Below are 20,350 nucleotides of genomic sequence, written 5' to 3' on the forward strand. Positions count from 1 at the left end.
AATTTTGAAAGTTTAATATTTTTATTTTATGTTTGGTATTATAAATATTAAATAATGAAAGCATCTGTAGATAAAGAATTTTTAGGTTTTCTGGTTCCCAATATTTTAATTATTAGCATTATCGGGATAAACAGATTTGTACTCCAGCCTCAAAGTGGGGGTATTTTAGTTTTTTCTGAATTCATTATCCTTCCGATATTGATGGGGATATTAGCCGCATGGTATTGGCGTGATTTGAAATTCAGCAGTAAAAAGCTGATCTGGAATTCTATATTGAACGGCTTTTTTGCTATTGTACTGAGTTTTTTCTTTCTTGGTGAAGGAACCATCTGCCTGCTTATTGTGTCGCCGCTCATTTTTGCTTTTGTTACCACGGGTACTTTTATTGGAAAGGTTATGTTTAAAAAGAACAAACAAACATTAAACATAAGCTTTGTTTCATTGCTGTTTGCCGTTTTTGTAGTCGATTCGATATCAGATCATCGTTATGAAAATATGGTTTCTGATGAGGTGATTATTAAGGCCAGCCCTGAAAAAATCTGGAAACATGTGGTTGCTTTTAATAAAATCAATAAACCAAACAACTACTGGCTTTTTAAAGTAGGGATGCCAAGTCCTATGCAAACAACAGTTTCCGGATACAAAAATGGTGCGGGCCGCAAATGTATTTTTAGCAATGGCTATACTTTCGACGAAAAGATAGTAACCTACGAAGAAAATAAAAATTTAACTTTTGATATTGTCAACCAACCTAAAGATCCTGAAATAATGGGGCATATTGATATTGAACGCGGGCAGTTTTTATTATATAATAATGGTGATGGAACCACAACTTTGATTGGAAATAGCTGGTATAAACTGCACGTTTTTCCAACCTGGTATTACGATTTATGGGCCGAAAGCATTACCAGAAATGTACATTTAAGGGTAATGGAACATATTAAAAACCTTAGCGAAGAATAATGTTCCGGTTTATCGTTTATCGGCTCAATTTCCTCAAAGGCATACCACTGTTTGCACTGATTTATGATAGCTGTTTAAAAATTGCAATGTTGCTGGTTGCGCCCGAAAGACTAGCCTGGTTTGACGAAATTGAAAACGAGGTACTAAGTTGGGACGGAACAAACGTGAGCTTGCATAAATTTGGAGGAATGCAGTTTAATTACGGACAAAAAGAGATCGGTCATTTACACAGTAATGGGCTGCTGGATATTTTATTCACCAGGCAGGTTAAGCAAGAGTTACTCGCTTCAGGAAAGGCAGAAGTGCATCATGTTTTTAAAAAATCTGGCTGGATCAGTTTTTATATTTTAACTGAAAAAGATCTAATAAACGCAAAGTATTTATTGAATGAGGCTTATCGAAGCAGGGTTTAGCTACCTTTAATAAACTCAAAATATAATGCCATTTTTTTTCTGTTCAGTTTATTCAGACGCCAAAAATATAAATTACAATAATTAGCTTTGAAATTCCTACTTATAGGGATAGACGACTATGAAAAAGCCCTCTCAGGATTGAAGGGCTTTTTTATTTACTCCGATCCTGGAAAAATCTGATCTTATACTGCTGCATTTTATTTTATATATACTGTTATCATTAATTTATGCCAAGGATATAGCCATTTCTCACCTTAAATGGCATATTGATGTTGACACTTTGTCGGGCAGGTAATTGTATTGGAATTCCCGCCAGTGTGGTACTGAAATGGATGTAAAATGTCGTTATTCCAAGCGCTATTGCGATTGTATGTTAGGTAGTTTTTTTTGCTAAGCAATAATGTTCTCTCCTAAGCAGCAATAACACTATGGAGAAGTGTTCTCCATGAATAGGACTCTTGTCGCTACAGCAAATTTTAATAATTAATTGATTGTATAGGTACTGTTACAATTAATCTAATTTGGAATATTTTTTTAAATTAGCATATATTAAAAAACCTGATAAGCTTATGGAAAATCTAAAGGAAGAAACCAAAATCAAGGCTTTTCTTAACAGGATAAAAGCAGAGTGGCCGGGAGTGGTAGAACGCTTTGAGTTTAAAACTGGCAGTGTGATTTATGTCCATTTAAAAGAAGGCATATCGAGCATGGATTTTCTGGGTAAACTTTCCAGACAGGTTGAACGCTTTGTGGATTTCAGTAAGCCGATTATCTTATATCATATTGAAAGTGATGGCATGAACTTAAGGTCGCATCCCATTAACTGGTACTCGACGCTTAGGTAGGGAAGATCAATTGTCGATGTCTTACTTATATTGAGATGTTTGTTATAATTTTAGTTTTTTGAATCTTTTTACAGATAAAACGTAATTTTATTTGCCAGTAATTTTGGTTTTTGGGTTTTAATCCTATTTTTGATTTTTAATTTAAAACATCCAGTATAATGAAAAACGGAACAGTAAAATTTTTTAACTCAGAAAAAGGCTTTGGCTTTATCAAAGAAGAAGGCGGATCTGAGATTTTTGTGCATGCATCAGGCCTGATTGATGAAATCAGAGAAAATGATACAGTTGAATATGATGTTCAAGAAGGCAAAAAAGGCCTTAATGCAGTGAAAGTAAGAGTTGTTTAATTCTTCCCCCAAAAGATTTTGAGCAGGATTTAGTCCTGCTTTTTTTTTGCCTCGATTTTTTTTCGTAATGAAAATTTAATCACCGGTAGTCTGAATAAAAAGATGAAAAAATTTCCTGCTCATTTCTAGTGGATTACTGATCCGGGTGTTTTTTATACACAATCCTGATTATCGTTTTTTAATCGGGATTTTTATTTTTGCCAATGCCGGAGCAATTCGGCCAGAACCAACAAATTAAATATTTTTGCAACTTTCTATTTTTTCAATTCAGGAACCTGCTAACTGCAGCAAACCCCTTGATGGAGGCAGCTTTATGGCCGCCGCGCAATTTGTTATGGCTCTTAATTTTGCTCACGAATTTGAGCTTTTAAGTTTATCGGCTATTAACAACCGGCCAGGTGTTGCCAAAAAGGGTGGATTAGTATTTGTGCGTAATGGCAAACTTAAAATGCATCCCGGAATTTATGACCATTTGGCATTGATCTCCATATCATCTATCTGTGCAGGAAGTATTTATAACCACGGTCTTGATAAAATGGCTTCAGAAATTATAAATCTTCCTTACAGTGAAGGCCTTTTAAGCTTAACAGGTGCAGAAGAAGATTATATGGCATTTAAACGATTGTGCAGCCCGATATCGCGATTTTTTTTGCTGCACACTAAAAAAGTACAATGGTCTGCAATCTTATCCGTTTTTCGGTTTTTAATGATTGATGGTATTTGGGATGTAGTTAGTTTTGTTGCAGATAAACTTCGCCATTCTGACACAGATATACTCGCTTGTACACAACTTTTAGAAAGTATGCAAAAACAGGAATGGTATGTTGATTTCAATCAGTCCCTTCATGATTTTCATGCTTCGCGTTATCCTTTAAGTAAAGTTGGCTTAGCGGCAGAATTGCCTGAAACGGCTTAACTTATTTCAGGTAATTCTCTAATAAAGCGTTTATATCCTCTCCCACAGCTCTACTGCCCATATTATTGAGTTTCTGTTGCGAAGAATTATGCTTTTCGATATAAGTGGCCTCTGTTTTGTTAAATTTAAGATAACCCTGTTCAAAATAGCGTTCTTCAATTTCAGTAGATGAATCCATTGACCTAAACCATAATTTAATTAGTGATCCTGTAATTTTATCAAAGTAGAGCCAATGGTAAGTCGCCTCTGCATCTGCATTTTCAGGCAGGCCAAGACGCTGAATTTCGAGGATAGTGGTATCAGAATTTTGGAAAAAGTATAAAATCTTATATTTAGGCGACATGGCGCAAAAATAGAACATAAATTTGATCACAAAAAAGATTCTTGCGGTTTAAATTTAATATTGTCAATAGTGATATTGGTCCAGGATCCTGACCATGGTACTACGAATTTTAATCTGATTATATCTATTGTTTTGAAGATTAGAGATTCTTCACTGCGTTCAGAATGACATCAGGTTAATATCAATGTTTCTCGCCTTTAATTACCTTGAATAAATGCAAAACCTGTGGGAAGAGTGCGTCCATACTTTCTTCAGCGCCGCTTTTAGAACCTGGGAAAGTAAGCACCAAAGTTTTTCCGATAAAACCAGCTACACCACGCGAAAGCATGGCATAGGGCATACGCTCCTGACCATAGTGCCTGGCAGTTTCCATAATCCCATCGATATTCCTGTCGATTAGTGGTGCAATGGCCTCCGGAGTTACGTCGCGTGGTGAAAGGCCTGTTCCGCCTGTAAAAATGATTAAGTCATAGCCAACTTCACTTAATTCGCTTGCTTTATTTCCGATTACATCGATTTCATCCGGAACGATTTCATATTTCCCGGTATGGATGTCCCATTGTTCCAAGCGCGAGATAATGGCTTTTCCTGCGGTATCCTGTGCCTTATTTTCAAAAATAGAATCAGAACAGACTACAACGGCAGCTTTGATTTCAGGGAATTTGGCATTTTTAAATTCTGATTTTCCACCTGCTTTTTTTAGTAACCGGATATTTTCTATCTCAACACCTTTGTCAATCGGTTTTAACATATCATATATCGTTAAAGCGGTAACTGATGCGCCGTGCATTGCCTCAACTTCTACACCTGTTTTGTAAATGGTGTGTACTTCAACATTAATAATGATGGATAAACCTTCAATTTCATAACTAATAGCTGTATATTCAATCGGAAGCGGGTGACAATCCGGAATAACATCACTCGTTTTTTTTACGCCGAATAAACCTGCTGCCCGGGCAAATTCAAATACATCGCCTTTTGGTATCTTGCGCTGTTCAACGGCATCAATGGTTTCCTGTTTCGATACTTTCACAGTAGCAGTTGCAACGGCAATTCTTAAGGTATTGGATTTTTTTGTGATGTTTACCATGTTAAATATTTTCTTTCCACTGGTGGGTTTCGTCTTCGAATATTTCTTTGCCCCAGATTGGTAATTCTACTTTTAACCGATCTACCACGTCACTACAAGCTAATATTGCGGGCTTGCGGTGGACTGAAGAGGCAAAAACAAAAAGGCAGATTTCGCCTGCTTTAACGGTGCCTAAGCTATGGTAAATATGCATGCAGCTAAGCGGATATTTTTCAAAAATTTCTTCCCTGATCTGATGCATTTTTTCAAGAGCCACTTCCTCATATGCAGTATATGTTATCGCCGCAACAAATTTGCCGTCGATTTCGTCTTTTCTCACCTGGCCCATAAAAATACTGTGTCCGCCAATAGCGGTTTTACTATTATGTTTGGCAATGCTATCTGCTATAAAAGCGGGTGCTATCGGGCCATTAACAAATATGTTTTTTATCTTTTTTTCGCTCATGTTAAGATTTGAGAAAATGGTCTCTCCATTTAATGATACCACCTTTTAAACTATAAATCTTTTTGCTATCGCCATATTTTTCCTGCATGGCCTCTGCTGCAGCTACGCTTCTAACGCCATGTTGGCAAATTAACACCACATTTTTTTGATAAAATTCCTTGCCTATAAAGGCACCAAATTCTGACATTGGTACCTGTGTAAAGATTTGTTTATCCAATACCGGTACTTCATGTCTTTCGCGAACATCAATTAATATAGTCGATTCCGATTGCTGAAGTTTCACCAGTTCGGCGGCGTCAATTTCTATATAGCCTTGCGGCCCTTCGCTCGTATCCTGATAATCCATATTTAAAAATTCATCAACAGTTTTGGGGATGACATAACCCTTACCATGAGTAATGCTGATGGTATACTGTTCTTGCGTAAGTAAATTATAATTTAATATTCTGTTGGTCAAAGGTAATCCGACTTTAGCGATTAGTTTGATGGTTTCTGCGGCAGCCATTGTTCCTAAAATACCTGGTAAAACACCTATAATACCATTTTCGGAACAATTAGGCACTTCATCTTTACCTGGCGGAACAGGAAAAAGATCACGGTAATTGGTGCCGGGGGTTAACTGGTCAGGAACATTAAATATGGCCAACTGGCCTTCGAAACCTGATACTGCTGCAAATATGAGCGGTTTATTTAATAGGGCACAGGCGTCACTAATCAGGTATCTCGATTCAAAATTGTCTGTACCATCCAATATGTAATCATATCTGGATAAAATATCGAGGGTATTATTTTTCTGTAAGCGGATGGGGTGACGGATAATCCCGATCTGGGGATTCATTTCTTGTAGTCGCTTTGCTGCTACCTCTACCTTCAGCTTCCCGATATCGGCAGTAGTAAAAAGAATCTGCCGATGTAAATTAGATAATGAAATGGCATCATCATCAATAATACCGATATGGCCGATGCCGGCAGCAGCCAGGTATTGCAATGCCGGGCAGCCCAGGCCACCGGCGCCAATAACGAGAACTTTTGCTCTTAAAAGCTTTTGCTGTGCTTCCTCCCCAAATCCTTTAAGGATAATCTGTCTGTTGTATCGCGCTGCACCCATATTGTTTAACCACCAGAAAAAGGTGGCATGATGGCTATTGTAGCCTGGTTTGTAATTTCAGTATTGTGTTGAACAATGTTTTTGTTCAGGGCAAGTTTGTATTTTAAGTTTTTCAAGGCCGGAAACCGATTTTCGATGTATTTGCTAAAAGCATCGGTATCAGTAATGCCATCTACTTCAATTTTTTGATTATTGATGAATTCGGTAATCTGTCCAAAACTGATGATTTCAATTTCCATGCTGCTAATTTACTCTTAAGATGCTACTTTTATGTACTATGAGAGGTTGAAAATTGTCATTCTTTGCAAATAACGGATTTATAAGTATTTAAATTGCCTGCGGTGCAAGTTAATGGACTGATAAATCTCTTCTCGATCGGCAATTAATTATTTTGTATCATCTGCATCAAACATAATAATAAAGCCCCATTGATTAATTATGCCTGTGTAAAGAGCAGTTTGTACGCAGCTAATGCAAGTACAAAGGCCAATACATTTTTTAAAACGGTTTGCGGAAATTTTAAGGCACCAAAATAAGCGCCGCAAATGCCTCCGGCAAAGGCTACTGCAACATAAGCGAGCATGTGGATGTTAAATTCGAATCCCTTAACAAGCTGGCCGCCTAAACCAGCAAGCGAATTAACAAAAATAAATGCTGCACTAATGGCTGCGGTCTGTTTTTGATCGGTCCACTTTAGCAGCAACAGGATTGGTGAAAGGATTATGCCGCCCCCAATACCAATCATGCCCGAAAGTAAGCCGATAATGCCTCCTATAGTGAGCGATAGTGAAATATTTGATGGCCTGAAATCTTTAGGGTCGGTATTTTTAAAAAAGAAAAAACGGATAACCGGAATCAGTAGTAGCAATCCCAAAATTTTCTTATAAACAGCACTTTGGATAACCATCATGCCACCAACAAACGAAAGTGGGATAGAGGCCAGTGCAAAAGGCCAAAAGGTTTTCCATTTAAAATGACCACCACGGTAAAACTGGATAAATGAGGTGGAAGAAACAAACAGGTTGAGCAGCAATGCCGTGGGTTTCATGATGGATGGTGAAATGGCAAAAATAGCCATAAGCGCTAAATAGCCGCTTGCTCCACCATGCCCAACCGACGCATATAAAAAAGCCACTACAAAAAGTAAACAGTAAAAGAGCATGAAGCTTTCTTGCATAGTTTAGGCGGGTAAAATCAATACGTTTAGGATTTCATTTTCTGTAAAATACGCCTTTGTTTCATCAAGGCATATAAGGCAATTAGCTTGCGCAAAGGAGCTTAACCGATAAGATTCCTGTGCATGGAGCGGAGTGACCATTCCGTTTTCATATTTGCCTTTCAGGAAATGTGTTAATCCTGAAGGTTTAGCATAGGCATGTGTAAGCCGCGCCTGAACTTCAATTATACTGTTGTTTTTAAGGGATAAAGCTTTGACGGCCGGTAATACATAATTATAATAGCAACTGAGTACAGATGATGGGTTTCCCGGAAGTCCGAATATGAGTTTTTGATCCTTTGTGCCAAAAAACAAAGGTTTGCCGGGTTTCTGTTTTACTTTTTGGAAAATCTGTTTGATGCCGCAATATGAGGCGGCTTCGATTACGAAATCATAATCGCCAACACTTACGCCGCCTGTAAGCAGCACAACATCGCAGTCTGCTACTGCAGTTTGTAATACTTTCTTAAGGATCTCGAGGTCATCATCGGCTTCGAAAACTGCAATCTGTTCAATGCCTTCCTGTTTTAAGGCAGCATATAGTGAATAGGAATTTGATTCATATACCTGTCCAAATTCGAGGACTTCCCCCGGATGTTGTAATTCTTTTCCTGTTACAATTATAGAAATCTTTGGCATGGGATAAACACTAACTTCGTTAATACCGATGCCTGCGAGAAAGCCGATAGCCGCTGGGCTAAGCAAATCTCCTTTTTCCATTGCCAGTGCACCGGTTTTAATTTCAGAGCCCTTTTCCCGGACATTTGCGCCTGGTTTTAAATTTGGGTCATTTAAAGTGATATTTCCATCCCTCCTCGTAATTTTTTCCTGCATCACTACCGTATCGGCGCCTGTAGGCAACGGAGCGCCTGTAAATATTCTACTGGTTTCGCCATTTTGGATGGCGATTTCGGTTGCCGCTCCGGCAGCCATTTCCCCAATTATGCGGAGTTCTTGTTGATGATCTTCAAACTTTAATGCATAGCCATCCATTGATGATTGCTTAAATGCCGGAATATCATATTTAGCATAAACATTGGCTGCAAGAATATGTCCGGACGCGTTCGCCAGATCAACTGAAACGGGATTTAATGTGGTGGTGTGTTGAGAGATAAGGTATTTTGCTTCTTTAACGCTAATCATGAAAATGTTATCCTCCAATGGTAATCATACTTCTGTTTTGAATGGTCGTTGCATCAATTTTTTTGAAATCGCTTACCATTTGTCCGCCCAATGCTTCCTTTTTGCTCCAAATAGCCGATTGAATTAACGGAATTACATCTTCGTTTTTTCGCAATGCAGTTAACAAATCGGTTTCGTTATCCGAGAAAAGGCAGTTTTTCAGTTTCCCATCCGCTGTCAGGCGCATGCGGTTACAGCTACTGCAAAAAGGATGAGTCATGGTGCTGATCACGGCAAAAGAACCCTCATGGCCGGGAATCATAAAGCTTTTGGCCGTATCGTGGGCATCTCCTTTAACAGGTAATACCGAAAAATCCTGTTCTATTACAGCCAGTATTTCATCCAAAGCAAACATCTGGTTACTCGTCCATTTGTTACCACTAAAAGGCATAAACTCAATAAACCTGACCTGGATCGGATTAAATTTGGTCCAACCGATGAAATCGTTGATTTCATTATCGTTGAGTCCTTTCATCACCACCATATTTACTTTTACCTTGATTTTATGCTGTAAAAGCAGTTCGATATTGCTGCGTACCTGATGAAAGACATCCCGTCTTGTAATCATAAAAAACTTTTCAGGTTGTAAGGTATCCAGACTGATATTAACGGTTTTAATACCTGCTGCCTTTAGTACAGGCAACATTTCTGCAATGCGGGTGCCGTTTGTGGTCATCACCAGTTCGACCGGAAGTTTACCCAGCGCCGCAATAATTTGGGCTGCATCTTTTCTCACCAAAGGTTCGCCACCAGTAAGCCTGATTTTTTTTACGCCATGGGCCACGAAAATTTCCGCCAGTTTGATGATCTCGTCTGTCTGCATTAACCGTGAGGCAGGCGTAAAATCGTATTCTTCTTCAGGCATGCAATAAAAACAGCGAAAATTGCAGTTATCGGTGAGCGATATCCGCAGGTAGTTGTGTACTCTTCCATAAGAATCTGTTATCATCGCCGGCTAATTAAATGGTTATAATCTGTTTCTGTATCAATATCAATTCCCCCTCGCTCAAAAACCACTGTTTCCAGATCTTCTGAATATTGTTTTAATATATTTTTTGCTCCTTCTGCGCCTTTGAGCAATAAAAGCGCTTCAAAGTAATCTTTTTTAAAAAGAACAGGTGTGCCTATTGTTTCGTTATATGAACTGGCAATAATCTTTTTGCCTGTTTCTTTTTGCTTTGCGATTAAGTTATTAAAGTTACGCTTTTTTATAAAAGCCTGATCGGCCACAGCAATAATAATACTTTCTATTTCGCTATTATTTTTGACGATCGTTGACAGGCCTGCAACAATACTTGATCCCATTCCTTCTTTCCAGCTTTGATTTATAACCACGTTAATTCCGTTATGCCTGTGCTGGTCAGCTATTTCTTGTGCGTATGCGCCTAAAACAACAATAACAGGTTTGCAGTCTGTTGCTAAAGCCTCATTAATTACCGTTTGCAGGAGTGTTTTTCCATTGTAATCCAAGAGCTGTTTGGGTTTCCCCAAACGTGAGGAACTGCCGGCTGCCAATATGATGATGCCCGTTCTCAATGCCTGGTTACATTTTATCGTAGACGTGGATCGGTTTCTTCTTCTCTTTTAAAAACATGGCCGAAGCACCTGAAAAAACAGATTTAATCTCTGCGAGGATAGAAATGGCAATTTCTTCTGCAGTTTCTGCGCCAATATCCAGTCCAATTGGACCATGTACCCGGGTTTCGTTTTCAGGTGTTGCTAAATCCAGTTCATCGAGCATCCTGAGCAGCTTTTTCTTTGGGCCTAAGGTACCAATGTATGTTGCTTTTGTATCCAACAGATATTTAAGTAGCTCAAGGTCATAATTGTAATTATGTGTCATTAATACGAAAGCGGTTTGCCCGTCTATCTGAGTATGAGACAGTATGCTTTCCGGCTTACTTACCAAAATTCTGATTGCATTTGGAAAACGTTGCGGCGTAGCATGTGTTGATCTGCCATCGATTACGGTTACTTCCCAACCCAACAGATAAGCCATTTCGGCAAGAGGTTGTGCGTCATTACCCGCACCGGCTATTATTAATGAAATGGGTGGTTTTATAAATTCCAAAAAGACATCAGTTTGCTGATCATTCTGTTCATAAACCTTAAATGCTGAAGTTTTATTTTCAAAAACAGCTTCAATATCTCCGATTACTTTATCGCTTATTGAAGTTGGAATTTTAGAAAGAACAGGTTCATTTCTAAAAAGCATTCCGGTACCCAATTGAAACCTATCTCCCAGCGAAAAAAAAGTTGCCAGTACGGCACTTTCCCTTTTGCTTTGCAAGGCCGTTAAAATGGCAATTGGATTCAATTCATCCACCTCTGTAACAGGCTCGAACAGGATATGGATAATACCATTACAGCCCAGCTGAACGCCAAATTTGGCATCATCTTCATCAGTCGTATCATAAGTAACAAGCTTGTTTTCCTGTTGTACTATTGCCGAAAGTGCTTTGCGTAGCGCGTCGCCCTCAAGGCAACCGCCGCTAATGGCTCCTGTCAACTGGCCATCCTCGGTAACGAGCATCCTTGCACCTGGCCTGCGGTAAGCAGAGCCCTCTACCTTAACTACCGTTGCGAGCGCAGTGCTTTTTCCTTCCTTGATCGCTTTTTGATACGCTTTTATAATATCGGTAATTTCTTTCATAAGGGATTGATGCCGTGGAAAAGGCAAATTAATGATAATCTATTACAAATGGTTAAATGTAAAAGGAAAGATATAATACTTAAAGTGGTGGTTGGGCAACTGTGCAGTCAGATGTGACCTTCTGACTGATCATTCAACTTAATCCGGATTGCCCTGAAATGGCTATATATGTGCAGTCAGATGTTACCATCTGACTGATGAATAAAGTGTTCTTATTTTGAATGACGTGGTTAAAAAGGCGCTGAATGAAAAATTTCCAGGTTGATACAATGCAATCCAATGCTGTTAAAAAGTTCGGTGATTTCTTTAGTCCAATCTTTTGGTGAATCTACCCGAAGGATTTTGTCGGCATCCCACAAATCAATGTTCCACTTAATTTCTTTGAAATGGCTGTTCAGTAGTGGGCTGATGGTGTTTAACTCGCTATCAGTCGATACATTTGTTTTGAAAACGGCTATCATATAGATAAGTTTTTAGGTTTGTTATTGGCAGTAGACGTACAACTTTAGAAATTACTTTAAATCGGGTGGATTTTTTTTAATTTTTTATTCGGCTCATTTAATTAAGCTCATTTTCTAAAAACATAAAATAATTTGTAAGGACATTTGATTTCATGCGACTAACCAATTAAGCAGTATATTTATAATGAGATAATACGAGAACATGCTAAACAAAACGGACCAGGAATTTGGAGAAAAGTGCCTTCATTCAGACCCAATAAGCTGGGTAGAAAAATATGCTGATTACCTGTATGGCTTCGCCATATCGAGAATAAGAGATGAAGAGGTGGCTAAAGATTTAGTTCAGGACACCTTTTTGGCAGCTCTGCAGCGATTAGACGGTTTTGAAGGCAATAGTCAGGAGAAAACATGGCTAACGGCTATTCTTAAAAACAAAATAGCCGATTTTTATAGAAAACGTTCAAGTAGTAGTGTAAAAGATTTAAGAGAAATGGATGTTGAAGGTGAACTGAAGGATTTTTTTGATGCTGAATCAGGGCATTGGACCGAAAAAGATTATCCGAGGGCATTTGGTTTGGAGATGTATAACCCTTTGATGATGAAAGAACTAGGATTTGTATTGAATAAATGTTTGGCTAAACTTCCAGGGTTATGGTTTTCAGTGTTTTCAATGAAACACATGGACGATCTTGCTTCGGAGCAGATTTGTAACGAATTGAAGCTTACAAATGCTAATTTTTGGGTGATCATGCACCGCACCAAACTTAACCTGAGGGCCTGCCTTCAAAAAAATTGGAACTGATATGACGAGCGCGCTAAGGAATATAATTTATAACTGTAAACAGGCCACTTTTTTGATCGAAAAAAGAATTGCTGGAAAAATCACTGCTGCTGAAACACTACAATTGCATGTACATTTGAAAGGTTGTTCGGTATGCAAAATTTACCAGCGGCAGAGTATATTGATTAACAAGGTGTTTTCTGACTTTGAAAACAGTGATGTTAAACTTGATGAAACCTTTAAAAAAATATTAAAGGATAAGATTGAAAAAGAAATCAATAAAAATTAATTTTCGCTGTAAGGTTAATGCTGCTCGTTCGACTAAGAGCTAAAACATAAAGACAAAATGAAAAGAATTATCTTATTTACAGCTTTAGCTGTTGTTTTAACATTGCAAACAAAGGCACAGCAAGGTTTAAAAGCGGGAGATAAAGCTCCTGTGTTCACCGGAGTAGATCAAAACGGCAAAATAGTAACTTTGAAGAATGCTCTTAAAGCGCACCGCAATGTGGTATTGTTTTTCTATCGTGGTCAGTGGTGTCCCTACTGCAATAAACACATTAAAGAACTTCAGGACTCCTTAAACTTGTTAACTGACAAAGATGTTTATGTTATCGGTGTTACACCCGAAACAAAAGAAAACATTGATAAAACCATAAAAAAAACAAGCGCAGGCTTTTCTATCCTTCAAGATAAGGATGATGAGATTATGAAAGCCTATCAGGTTAACTTTATGATGGATGAAGCAACCTTTACCAAATACAAGGGCTATGGAATAAATTTAGAAGAAAACAACGGAAATACCCGGCATACGCTGCCAGTACCTGCAACTTATATTATTGATCGTACAGGTAAAATTAAGTATGTACATTTCGATCCTAACTATCAAAAAAGGGCTTCGGTAAAACTTTTGCTTTCCAAACTTTAGGCCGATTTCATAGTAAGTTCCCTCCAAAAGGGTTGCAGCTAATATGCGAAGTGGTTATTATTTGAGTTCTTACAGCTGTTTTAATATTTAATATCGGTTGATAAGAATTATCTGAATCAATAAATGTTAATACAGTAAAGCGGATTACAATCGTATGGTATCAGATGTATTCGCTTTACTTCCTGGTAAAATCATCCATTAATTTCATGGTAACCCATGCATCTTCACCGCTACATGGATTTTGACCTTTGCCTAAAAAGTAATCAACTACTTTCTCAATCATGGGTTGTTGCACATGTTTTAAAGGCTCAAATACATATTCTTCGGTTTTTTGGTTGGTTGTAACCGTAAATTTGTTGCCAAACACTGGAAAACTGATCTGACCGCGCGCGCCGTATATGATGCAACTATCGGCCTGATCTTGTGCCGCTACTGAGAAACACCAGTTGCCACTGAAAACCACCCCGTTTTCAAAAAGTATATTGCCCATAACCAGATCATCTACTTCAGCATCTTCCTGTTGCCTTGCCGCCATGCCGCTGGTATTTTTTACAGGACCGAAATAGTAAGTCATGAGGTCTAGCTGATGTGGTGCCAGATCATGAAATAAACCACCGCCAGAAATGGCTGGGTTAATCCGCCAGTTGTCAGCACTTTTTGCAATAAGCGAGGTGTTCGGCGATTGGAGCATTTTTAATCGGACTAAACGGATATCGCCAATGACCTGTCCGGCCAATAGTTCTTTGATTTTTAAGAACATGGGTTGAGCCCGCCGGTAATGGGCAACGCAAAGCTTCACATTTAATTTATGGGCTGCATCCGTCATGCGTTGAGCAGATGCAGCATCTAAGGTCATTGGTTTTTCTACGTATACAAGCTTTCCGGCGGTTAAGGCTTCAATCGTGTAAGCCTCGTGTTGCAAGGGTGGGGTAGCAATATAAATCGCATTAACCTCCGGATCCCTGATCAGCTGGATGGCATCATCATACCATTTAGCCACTTGATGCCGTTTGGCATAGTCAGCAGCTTTGGCACCATCCCGACGCATTACTGCAACTAATTTTGAATTTTTCACCTGATTAAAAGCAGGTCCGCTTTTAATTTCGGTCACATCTCCACAGCCGATAATACCCCATCTGATTTCTTCCATTGTATTTGATTTATAAGATTGAATTTAGAAATATTTTCTTTCCCAATCGACTGACAGACAGTTTTGTAAAAAAAAAGGGATTCACAACGAGCGTGATCCCTAATCAACTAACCAAACAAATCTATTCCGGAAACCACCCCGGAATCAATCTATAAACGGGATAACAACGGGATTGTTTTAAAAGATTGTATTTTTTTATTTTTCAAAAAGGGAAAAAATACGGTTGGTTAATCTGGAATTCGTCTCGCTTTTTTTAGCTTTGTGTTATGCAAAATCTGTCAGAAAAGCTTCAAATCGATCTTATAGAACTTAAGGCAAAGTATGCCTTTATAATGGAAGAGCTTGAAGTGACATTTGCAGATGCTTACTTAATGAAATTGCAAGCTAAACAACGGTTGGCGGAGCAGATGATGATTGAGATGGAACGAATCCTAACCGGAGAAACCGGAGCAAATGAAAACTAAGGTAAGGTAGATCATCCAGAATTTAAAGACTAAAGAAGTAAACCTTCTATTTATGGGCTCAAGCAACATTAAATTATACTATTTTTTAATATTAAGTATTTGTTTTTTAGGTGCTTGCTCACCTAAAGTCAATCAGCAGGTTGAATCAGAGCGCAATAAGGTATTGCGTGTCATGTCTTACAATATCCACCATTGCAATCCGCCATCAAAAGCGAAAGAAGGTGTTATCGATGTTGATGCCATTGTCAAAGCGATTGCACAGCAAAAACCAGATTTCGTAGCCTTGCAAGAGGTAGATGTGAATACCAAAAGATCGGGAAATATTAACCAGGCTGTTTTATTGGCGACAAAGTTGAAGATGAATTTTTATTTTGGTAAAGCGATTGACCATGATGGGGGCGACTACGGTGTAGCCATTTTATCACGCTTTCCTTTATCTGCGCAACAGACTTTTATGCTGCCTAAAAACAACGATGCCAAGGCAGAGCAAAGGATTTTGGCTATTGCAACGGCAGAAATTGCCAAGGGAGTATTTATCCGTTTTGCTTCTACCCATCTTGATGCACAACGTTCTGAAGAGAACCGGATTCTTCAGGCTAAGGAGCTTAACCGGTTAACGGCAAAAGAAACCTTACCGCTAATCCTTGCAGGTGATTTAAATGCCGATCCAGGTTCGGAAAGCATCAGGATATTTGATTCGAATTTTACCAGAATCTGTAGTGATTGTAGTTTTACCATTCCAGCGATCAATCCAGGAAAAACAATTGATCATATCGGGTTTAAAACCGGAAATCCATTTAAAGTGGTTTCCCATGAGGTTGTTCCTGAACGTTATGCCTCAGATCACCTGCCTGTCGTTGCAGTACTGCAACTGGAAAAATAACTGTTACTATTTCTGATTTACGCTATCTCTTTATTAAAGCAGGTGGAATGTTAAATGTTGGTTTTTTGTCTGCATCTTTAAAGTCCACTTCCATAAAGTAACGCTTTTGTTTCAAAATGTAATGATCTATAAACCATAAGATATCAGGTAAGTTCTCAGTCATTGGAGAACCCGCTATTTCGTGCCCCATATCCTGCACATACTGGAAATAATACGGATAGTGATTCTTTTTAAAAGTTTTAGCAAGATATTTAGAACCAAAAAAGCCCCTGTTAAGCAATCTCACTTTGTTATAAGGCACAAGTTTATCGGCCGTGCCGTGGAAAAACATCGTTGGTGCCGGCGGTATAGCATATTTTGGTGCGCCTTGATAACTTAATATGGCTCCTGCAAAAGAGATTACGCCTTTATATTGAAAATTTCTGGGTAATTTGGTTGATAATGCGGTAGCATTCCGTTTGTTATAATCGGCGTGCAGTGCCGTGATCGCGCCCGCGCTTGATCCCGACAGGATAATCATTGAAGTATCAATACCAAGTTCTTTCGCATTTTTGATGAGATAGGCTGTTGCCGTAAAAACATCAGTTGTGGCTGTATCGATTGCGGCTTTTAAATTAGAAGTATTAAACGGACTGGGAAATTTCTTTCCCTTAAGGCCCAATCGATAATCAACTGAAACCACTTTATATTGATTGGCTATTAACGTGTTGAAGTACTGGTCAAATAATTTGCTGTCTCTGCGCCCCATTACAAAACCACCGCCAAAAATAAAAAGTACTGTTGGCTTAGTGTCTGTTATTTTTCCACGGTAATAGATATCTAACTTCAGTGTGCCGGAATCGGTTTGAGAAAATGTTTTGGTTTCTACATGATCTTTTTTATCCTGAAGTACAATCTGTCCCGTTGAAGATAAAGAGCTGAATAGGATTACAATGAAGAGCGAGCTGAATAGATATACTTTGTTATTGGGCATCATGTTTTTAGGGAAAAGGTTCGTTGTCAGCTATTCTGATCGACGTTAGTTCATTTTGCTAATTTATTTCATTTTCGGTTCAGGTGCAATTAGATTTAAACGTTATTTGTTAGCTGTAATTACGGATGCATTATTTTTTTTATAGCCATTTAACTTAAACAATAAAATATTTTTACATACGGCTCCATTTCTGAAAATAGGGAGAATGATTGGTAGTGAACAACTCTGAAATTGGGATTTAATGAAGTTGATGCTGTTTTCGTCGTAAAGATTAGAGGGTATAATATAATATGCATTGTCGCCAACAGCCAATTTTGGCTTGCTTGGGTTATACCAGTAATACTGATGAAGATCGAATATTTCTCCTAGGCCATAAGTATGCAAACCAGTTTTCCTGCAGACATAAAAATCTAAATGGGCAGCAGGAAACCACTTTGTGATCACAATGGTATGAACTTTTTTATTCTTTTCTAATGGTTTATCCAGTCGATAAATAGAATCAATTATCTTTCCTGTTTCTTTCCAGCCGTATAAATCCAATGTGGGATCGCCGGCGCCCAAACTGAGGGCTCCTGTTTGTGTTGAAAATGTACCCTTGTAAAAATTAATAGTGAAGAGACCTGCACTTACCACGAACAGGAAAAACAGTATGCTTGCACCAATAATCGTTTTTATTTTTTTATCGTTAAAAGATTCAAGTTTCAATGCAGAAAGAAATATTAAACAACTATATGCCGGGCCAGACCAATGGGGCAGGGTATCTCTAAAAATGGAAAGAAAAATAAGCGTAACAATAAGTGGTAGTGAGCAAAATAATAAAAGTTTGATTTCGCTCTTAAGGAAAAGATTTTTGGTGTTGATGAAACTCAAAACCGCCACCCAGGCCAGAAAAAAAATAATGGGATTGTTGTAGAATAGTTGTCCGCCAATTTCTCTGGCAAAAGCCAGTGGGTTGATGCCGGCATGGAATAAACTAACCCGATTACTGTGGTAGGTATAGGTAATAAAATGATGCCGGATATTCCAGATGATCAGAGGAGATACTATCATCAAACTAATTAGTGCAGAAATATAGATGCCCTTTTGTACCAATAGTTTTCTATCGCTAAAAAGCACAAACAGGATCATGCCCACCCATAAGTAAACACCATGGATCTTACACATCATGCAAAGTCCTGCCGCTAACCCAAACCAGCACCAGAGGCTTAAAGTAGGTAAACCTTGCCCGGTGGATCTGATAATTTTAAGCAATAAAAAGATACTCCACAGCCAGAAAACCATTTGCGGACTATCGGGCAAAATAAATGTTCCGGCAATGATGCTGCAATAAAAAGACGAAGAATAAAGTAAAGCGGCAAACCAGCCGACACGGTTATTTCGTAGGAGTTTTCCCGTTTTAAATACGATTACAGTGCCTATAGTAGAGGATATTATGGCGCCCAGCCGAACCGCCAATTCGCTGTGGATAGATAAGTTTGCTGTTGTTGTTCTGATCAACCAGGCTACAAATGGAGGATGATCAAAATAATTCCACTGCAGATTTAAAGCGTATGTCCAATAATATACTTCATCATTTCCAAGCGCTGTTACTGAGGCTATAATCACTTTGATTACAGCCATTGCCGCTATAAATAGCCATAATTTAAAGGGTATTTCTTTCACTTAGATAGGAATTGACTGATTGGCGATTTTAAACTGTTTATATCTTTTGTTTAGCTTAGCCGATCTGAAAAGCTTAAGGTCGTATACCTGGTAATAGCCCGCAATTGCGCATGTGATACCAGTTACTGCACCAAAAATTACATCAATAAGAAAATGTTGCGCCAGGTATATACGTGAATAACCGATTGAAAAGGCAAAAAACAGGCAATAAAAAGATATTTTCTTTTTCTTGAAAATTAAAACCAATACTGTGGCTAATGCAAAAGCAGATGCGGTATGCCCTGAAGGAAAAGAATTTTGATTATGCGTGCTTACGCCCTCTACAAAATGAGTATAGTGAAATAATGTCTGCTCAAAAAAATATTTAGGCCGTGGCATGTGAAATACTCTCTTGGCGATCTGAATAATCAAGCCCGAGTAAGTGTAAGCAAGGGCAACGGTCATTGCTTTTTTCTTTTTTCGAACTGCAAGCAGAATGGCTGCTACAAGGATACTGATTAAGCCATCTCCAAGATTGGTGAAATACCTGAAAAAAGTATCGAGCCATATTGGGTGAAACCTGTTTAAAATAATGAATCCATCTGTTTTGGAAAAGCTAAAATTAAAAGTAAGTGCCAACAGCAGTATTGATATCGCAGTAAAGAAATAATACCGGAGTTTGCTCAGTCTTTTCGTGGTACGCATGAGCTGTTCTTTACACAAAAATATCAGGCATACGTCATCTCAAGGTTAAGCGATTATCATGTTTACATCAGCAGAAATTTGTTTAATTAGCTATTTTTTGCCTGGAATACTCCGGTTTTCAATGTAGAGGCACCGATTTGAATGTAATCCCAGACTAACATTTGTTAATAAGTTAATATTGATATAGTGATAACTTAAAACACATTACGTTGCTTTGCGGCCATAGAACTAAATTAATTATGCAAAACAATCAGGTAAAAGTTAGTCCCGATTTACAACGGTTTATTGACAAGTTTGAGCCTAGCAAATTTAAACTCATGCCAAGTGGTATCGAGATTAGAGGGATAAACGATATACACCGAAACATCACTCAGGCGAAAGAAATTATAGCAAGATTAAATCTTCGGCTAATTGTTTCACACAATGCCGAAATGCTTAGTTATAGAGGATTTGAAGTAAATAACTTTTGAACCAAAATTAATTTTAATTCCGCTAAATTTACTTTTGGGATGTCATTTGTATAATCTTACCAGATACATTAAAAGGGGAATAAATTAAGCAATACGGCTATCCTTCTAGGCTTTAGTTCAGCAGAATAGTTGGGGTAGCGGTAACATTTTACCGGCTCTTCACTGTGTTCAGATTAAAAGAAGTTGAAAATACTGATTGGTTGTTGACTCACAATTTTTCATCTCTGCATTACCGCCAGCAAATTTTTTCTCTATGGCTGCAATAAACCTGTGTAGCCGCTTTTAAGAATGGTATCTGTTCTATAAATCTTGATCTAAATATAAATTTCATTAAGGTATTTTGGCTTATAGCTGTTGCGATATCTACTCTTTT

General features: G+C 38.2%; 25 protein-coding genes. 10 read left to right on the forward strand and 15 right to left on the reverse strand.

Annotated features, from left to right (window positions below; genetic code table 11):
* The first annotated feature begins 54 nt into the window (after positions 1-54).
* From BM107_RS08595 to BM107_RS08615, 5 genes are all read left to right on the forward strand, one after another.
* Positions 55-963, forward strand: coding sequence for a hypothetical protein (locus tag BM107_RS08595; RefSeq protein WP_090982264.1), 909 nt, complete (start codon positions 55-57; stop codon positions 961-963).
* Positions 963-1,376, forward strand: coding sequence for a luciferase domain-containing protein (locus BM107_RS08600; RefSeq protein WP_090982265.1), 414 nt, complete (start codon positions 963-965; stop codon positions 1,374-1,376). The genes BM107_RS08595 and BM107_RS08600 overlap by 1 nt, the downstream gene beginning before the upstream one ends.
* Positions 1,377-1,945: 569 nt before the next feature.
* Positions 1,946-2,221 (forward strand): hypothetical protein, encoded by a 276-nt coding sequence (locus tag BM107_RS08605; RefSeq protein ID WP_090982380.1) that lies wholly within the window; start codon positions 1,946-1,948, stop codon positions 2,219-2,221.
* Between the two features lie 158 nt (positions 2,222-2,379).
* Entirely contained in the window at positions 2,380-2,568 is a 189-nt protein-coding gene (locus tag BM107_RS08610; RefSeq protein WP_090982267.1) for a cold-shock protein, read from the forward strand.
* 334 nt (positions 2,569-2,902) lie between these two features.
* Positions 2,903-3,484, forward strand: a complete 582-nt coding sequence (locus BM107_RS08615; protein ID WP_134203879.1) for a hypothetical protein — start codon at positions 2,903-2,905, stop codon at positions 3,482-3,484.
* Between the two features lies 1 nt (position 3,485).
* Here the strand turns inward: BM107_RS08615 and BM107_RS08620 are convergent, their stop codons facing one another.
* From BM107_RS08620 to BM107_RS08670, 11 genes are all read right to left on the reverse strand, one after another.
* On the reverse strand, positions 3,486-3,845 hold the full coding sequence (locus BM107_RS08620; protein WP_139222284.1) for a hypothetical protein: 360 nt from the start codon (positions 3,843-3,845) through the stop codon (positions 3,486-3,488).
* Positions 3,846-4,008: 163 nt separating this feature from the next.
* Positions 4,009-4,917, reverse strand: a complete 909-nt coding sequence (gene moaCB, locus BM107_RS08625) for a bifunctional molybdenum cofactor biosynthesis protein MoaC/MoaB (protein WP_090982273.1) — start codon at positions 4,915-4,917, stop codon at positions 4,009-4,011.
* 1 nt (position 4,918) lies between these two features.
* Positions 4,919-5,362, reverse strand: a complete 444-nt coding sequence (locus BM107_RS08630) for a molybdenum cofactor biosynthesis protein MoaE (protein ID WP_090982275.1) — start codon at positions 5,360-5,362, stop codon at positions 4,919-4,921.
* A gap of 1 nt (position 5,363) precedes the next feature.
* The gene (locus tag BM107_RS08635; protein WP_090982277.1) at positions 5,364-6,470 is read right to left on the reverse strand and encodes a ThiF family adenylyltransferase; all 1,107 of its coding nucleotides are present in this window, start codon (positions 6,468-6,470) and stop codon (positions 5,364-5,366) included.
* A 5-nt stretch (positions 6,471-6,475) separates the two neighbouring features.
* Positions 6,476-6,709: a MoaD/ThiS family protein gene (locus BM107_RS08640; protein ID WP_090982279.1), complete on the reverse strand. Its 234-nt coding sequence runs from the start codon at positions 6,707-6,709 to the stop codon at positions 6,476-6,478.
* 197 nt (positions 6,710-6,906) lie between these two features.
* Positions 6,907-7,647 carry a sulfite exporter TauE/SafE family protein gene (locus BM107_RS08645; RefSeq protein ID WP_090982282.1) on the reverse strand — a complete coding sequence of 247 codons (741 nt, stop codon included), beginning with the start codon at positions 7,645-7,647 and terminating at the stop codon, positions 6,907-6,909.
* A 3-nt stretch (positions 7,648-7,650) separates the two neighbouring features.
* Positions 7,651-8,829: a molybdopterin molybdotransferase MoeA gene (locus BM107_RS08650; protein WP_090982284.1), complete on the reverse strand. Its 1,179-nt coding sequence runs from the start codon at positions 8,827-8,829 to the stop codon at positions 7,651-7,653.
* Between the two features lie 7 nt (positions 8,830-8,836).
* Positions 8,837-9,817: a GTP 3',8-cyclase MoaA gene (moaA, locus tag BM107_RS08655; protein ID WP_090982286.1), complete on the reverse strand. Its 981-nt coding sequence runs from the start codon at positions 9,815-9,817 to the stop codon at positions 8,837-8,839.
* The gene (locus BM107_RS08660) at positions 9,814-10,404 is read right to left on the reverse strand and encodes a nucleotidyltransferase family protein (RefSeq protein ID WP_090982287.1); all 591 of its coding nucleotides are present in this window, start codon (positions 10,402-10,404) and stop codon (positions 9,814-9,816) included. The genes moaA and BM107_RS08660 overlap by 4 nt, the downstream gene beginning before the upstream one ends.
* 7 nt (positions 10,405-10,411) lie before the next feature.
* The gene (locus BM107_RS08665; protein ID WP_090982288.1) at positions 10,412-11,521 is read right to left on the reverse strand and encodes an XdhC family protein; all 1,110 of its coding nucleotides are present in this window, start codon (positions 11,519-11,521) and stop codon (positions 10,412-10,414) included.
* A 230-nt stretch (positions 11,522-11,751) separates the two neighbouring features.
* Complete coding sequence (locus tag BM107_RS08670; RefSeq protein ID WP_090982290.1) at positions 11,752-11,982, reverse strand: hypothetical protein; 231 nt, start codon at positions 11,980-11,982, stop codon at positions 11,752-11,754.
* Positions 11,983-12,184: 202 nt separating this feature from the next.
* On the opposite strand from BM107_RS08670, the gene BM107_RS08675 reads away from it, so the two are divergent.
* From BM107_RS08675 to BM107_RS08685, 3 genes are read left to right on the forward strand one after another with little or no spacing between them, the layout of a single operon-like run.
* Positions 12,185-12,784, forward strand: a complete 600-nt coding sequence (locus BM107_RS08675; RefSeq protein ID WP_090982292.1) for a sigma-70 family RNA polymerase sigma factor — start codon at positions 12,185-12,187, stop codon at positions 12,782-12,784.
* A gap of 1 nt (position 12,785) precedes the next feature.
* Entirely contained in the window at positions 12,786-13,052 is a 267-nt protein-coding gene (locus tag BM107_RS08680) for a zf-HC2 domain-containing protein (RefSeq protein WP_090982293.1), read from the forward strand.
* 57 nt (positions 13,053-13,109) lie between these two features.
* The gene (locus tag BM107_RS08685; protein ID WP_090982296.1) at positions 13,110-13,691 is read left to right on the forward strand and encodes a peroxiredoxin family protein; all 582 of its coding nucleotides are present in this window, start codon (positions 13,110-13,112) and stop codon (positions 13,689-13,691) included.
* Between the two features lie 175 nt (positions 13,692-13,866).
* On the opposite strand, the gene BM107_RS08690 is transcribed toward BM107_RS08685, so the two are convergent.
* On the reverse strand, positions 13,867-14,841 hold the full coding sequence (locus BM107_RS08690; RefSeq protein ID WP_090982298.1) for a Gfo/Idh/MocA family protein: 975 nt from the start codon (positions 14,839-14,841) through the stop codon (positions 13,867-13,869).
* A 266-nt stretch (positions 14,842-15,107) separates the two neighbouring features.
* Here BM107_RS08690 and BM107_RS08695 point away from each other — a divergent pair, with 266 nt between their 5' ends.
* Together BM107_RS08695 and BM107_RS08700 are read left to right on the forward strand one after the other, a co-directional pair.
* Entirely contained in the window at positions 15,108-15,305 is a 198-nt protein-coding gene (locus BM107_RS08695) for a hypothetical protein (RefSeq protein ID WP_090982300.1), read from the forward strand.
* Positions 15,306-15,477: 172 nt separating this feature from the next.
* Entirely contained in the window at positions 15,478-16,188 is a 711-nt protein-coding gene (locus BM107_RS08700) for an endonuclease/exonuclease/phosphatase family protein (RefSeq protein WP_090982382.1), read from the forward strand.
* Between the two features lie 22 nt (positions 16,189-16,210).
* Here BM107_RS08700 and BM107_RS08705 read toward each other — a convergent pair whose 3' ends face one another.
* The 3 genes from BM107_RS08705 to BM107_RS08715 form a co-directional block, all read right to left on the reverse strand.
* Positions 16,211-17,164: an alpha/beta hydrolase gene (locus BM107_RS08705; RefSeq protein ID WP_090982302.1), complete on the reverse strand. Its 954-nt coding sequence runs from the start codon at positions 17,162-17,164 to the stop codon at positions 16,211-16,213.
* Positions 17,165-17,263: 99 nt separating this feature from the next.
* Complete coding sequence (locus tag BM107_RS08710; RefSeq protein ID WP_139222285.1) at positions 17,264-18,823, reverse strand: ArnT family glycosyltransferase; 1,560 nt, start codon at positions 18,821-18,823, stop codon at positions 17,264-17,266.
* Positions 18,824-19,507 (reverse strand): phosphatase PAP2 family protein, encoded by a 684-nt coding sequence (locus tag BM107_RS08715; RefSeq protein WP_090982306.1) that lies wholly within the window; start codon positions 19,505-19,507, stop codon positions 18,824-18,826.
* Between the last annotated feature and the right edge of the window lie 843 nt (positions 19,508-20,350).

The sequence above is a fragment of the Pedobacter suwonensis genome (assembly GCF_900111825.1).
Lineage (GTDB): Bacteria > Bacteroidota > Bacteroidia > Sphingobacteriales > Sphingobacteriaceae > Pedobacter > Pedobacter suwonensis.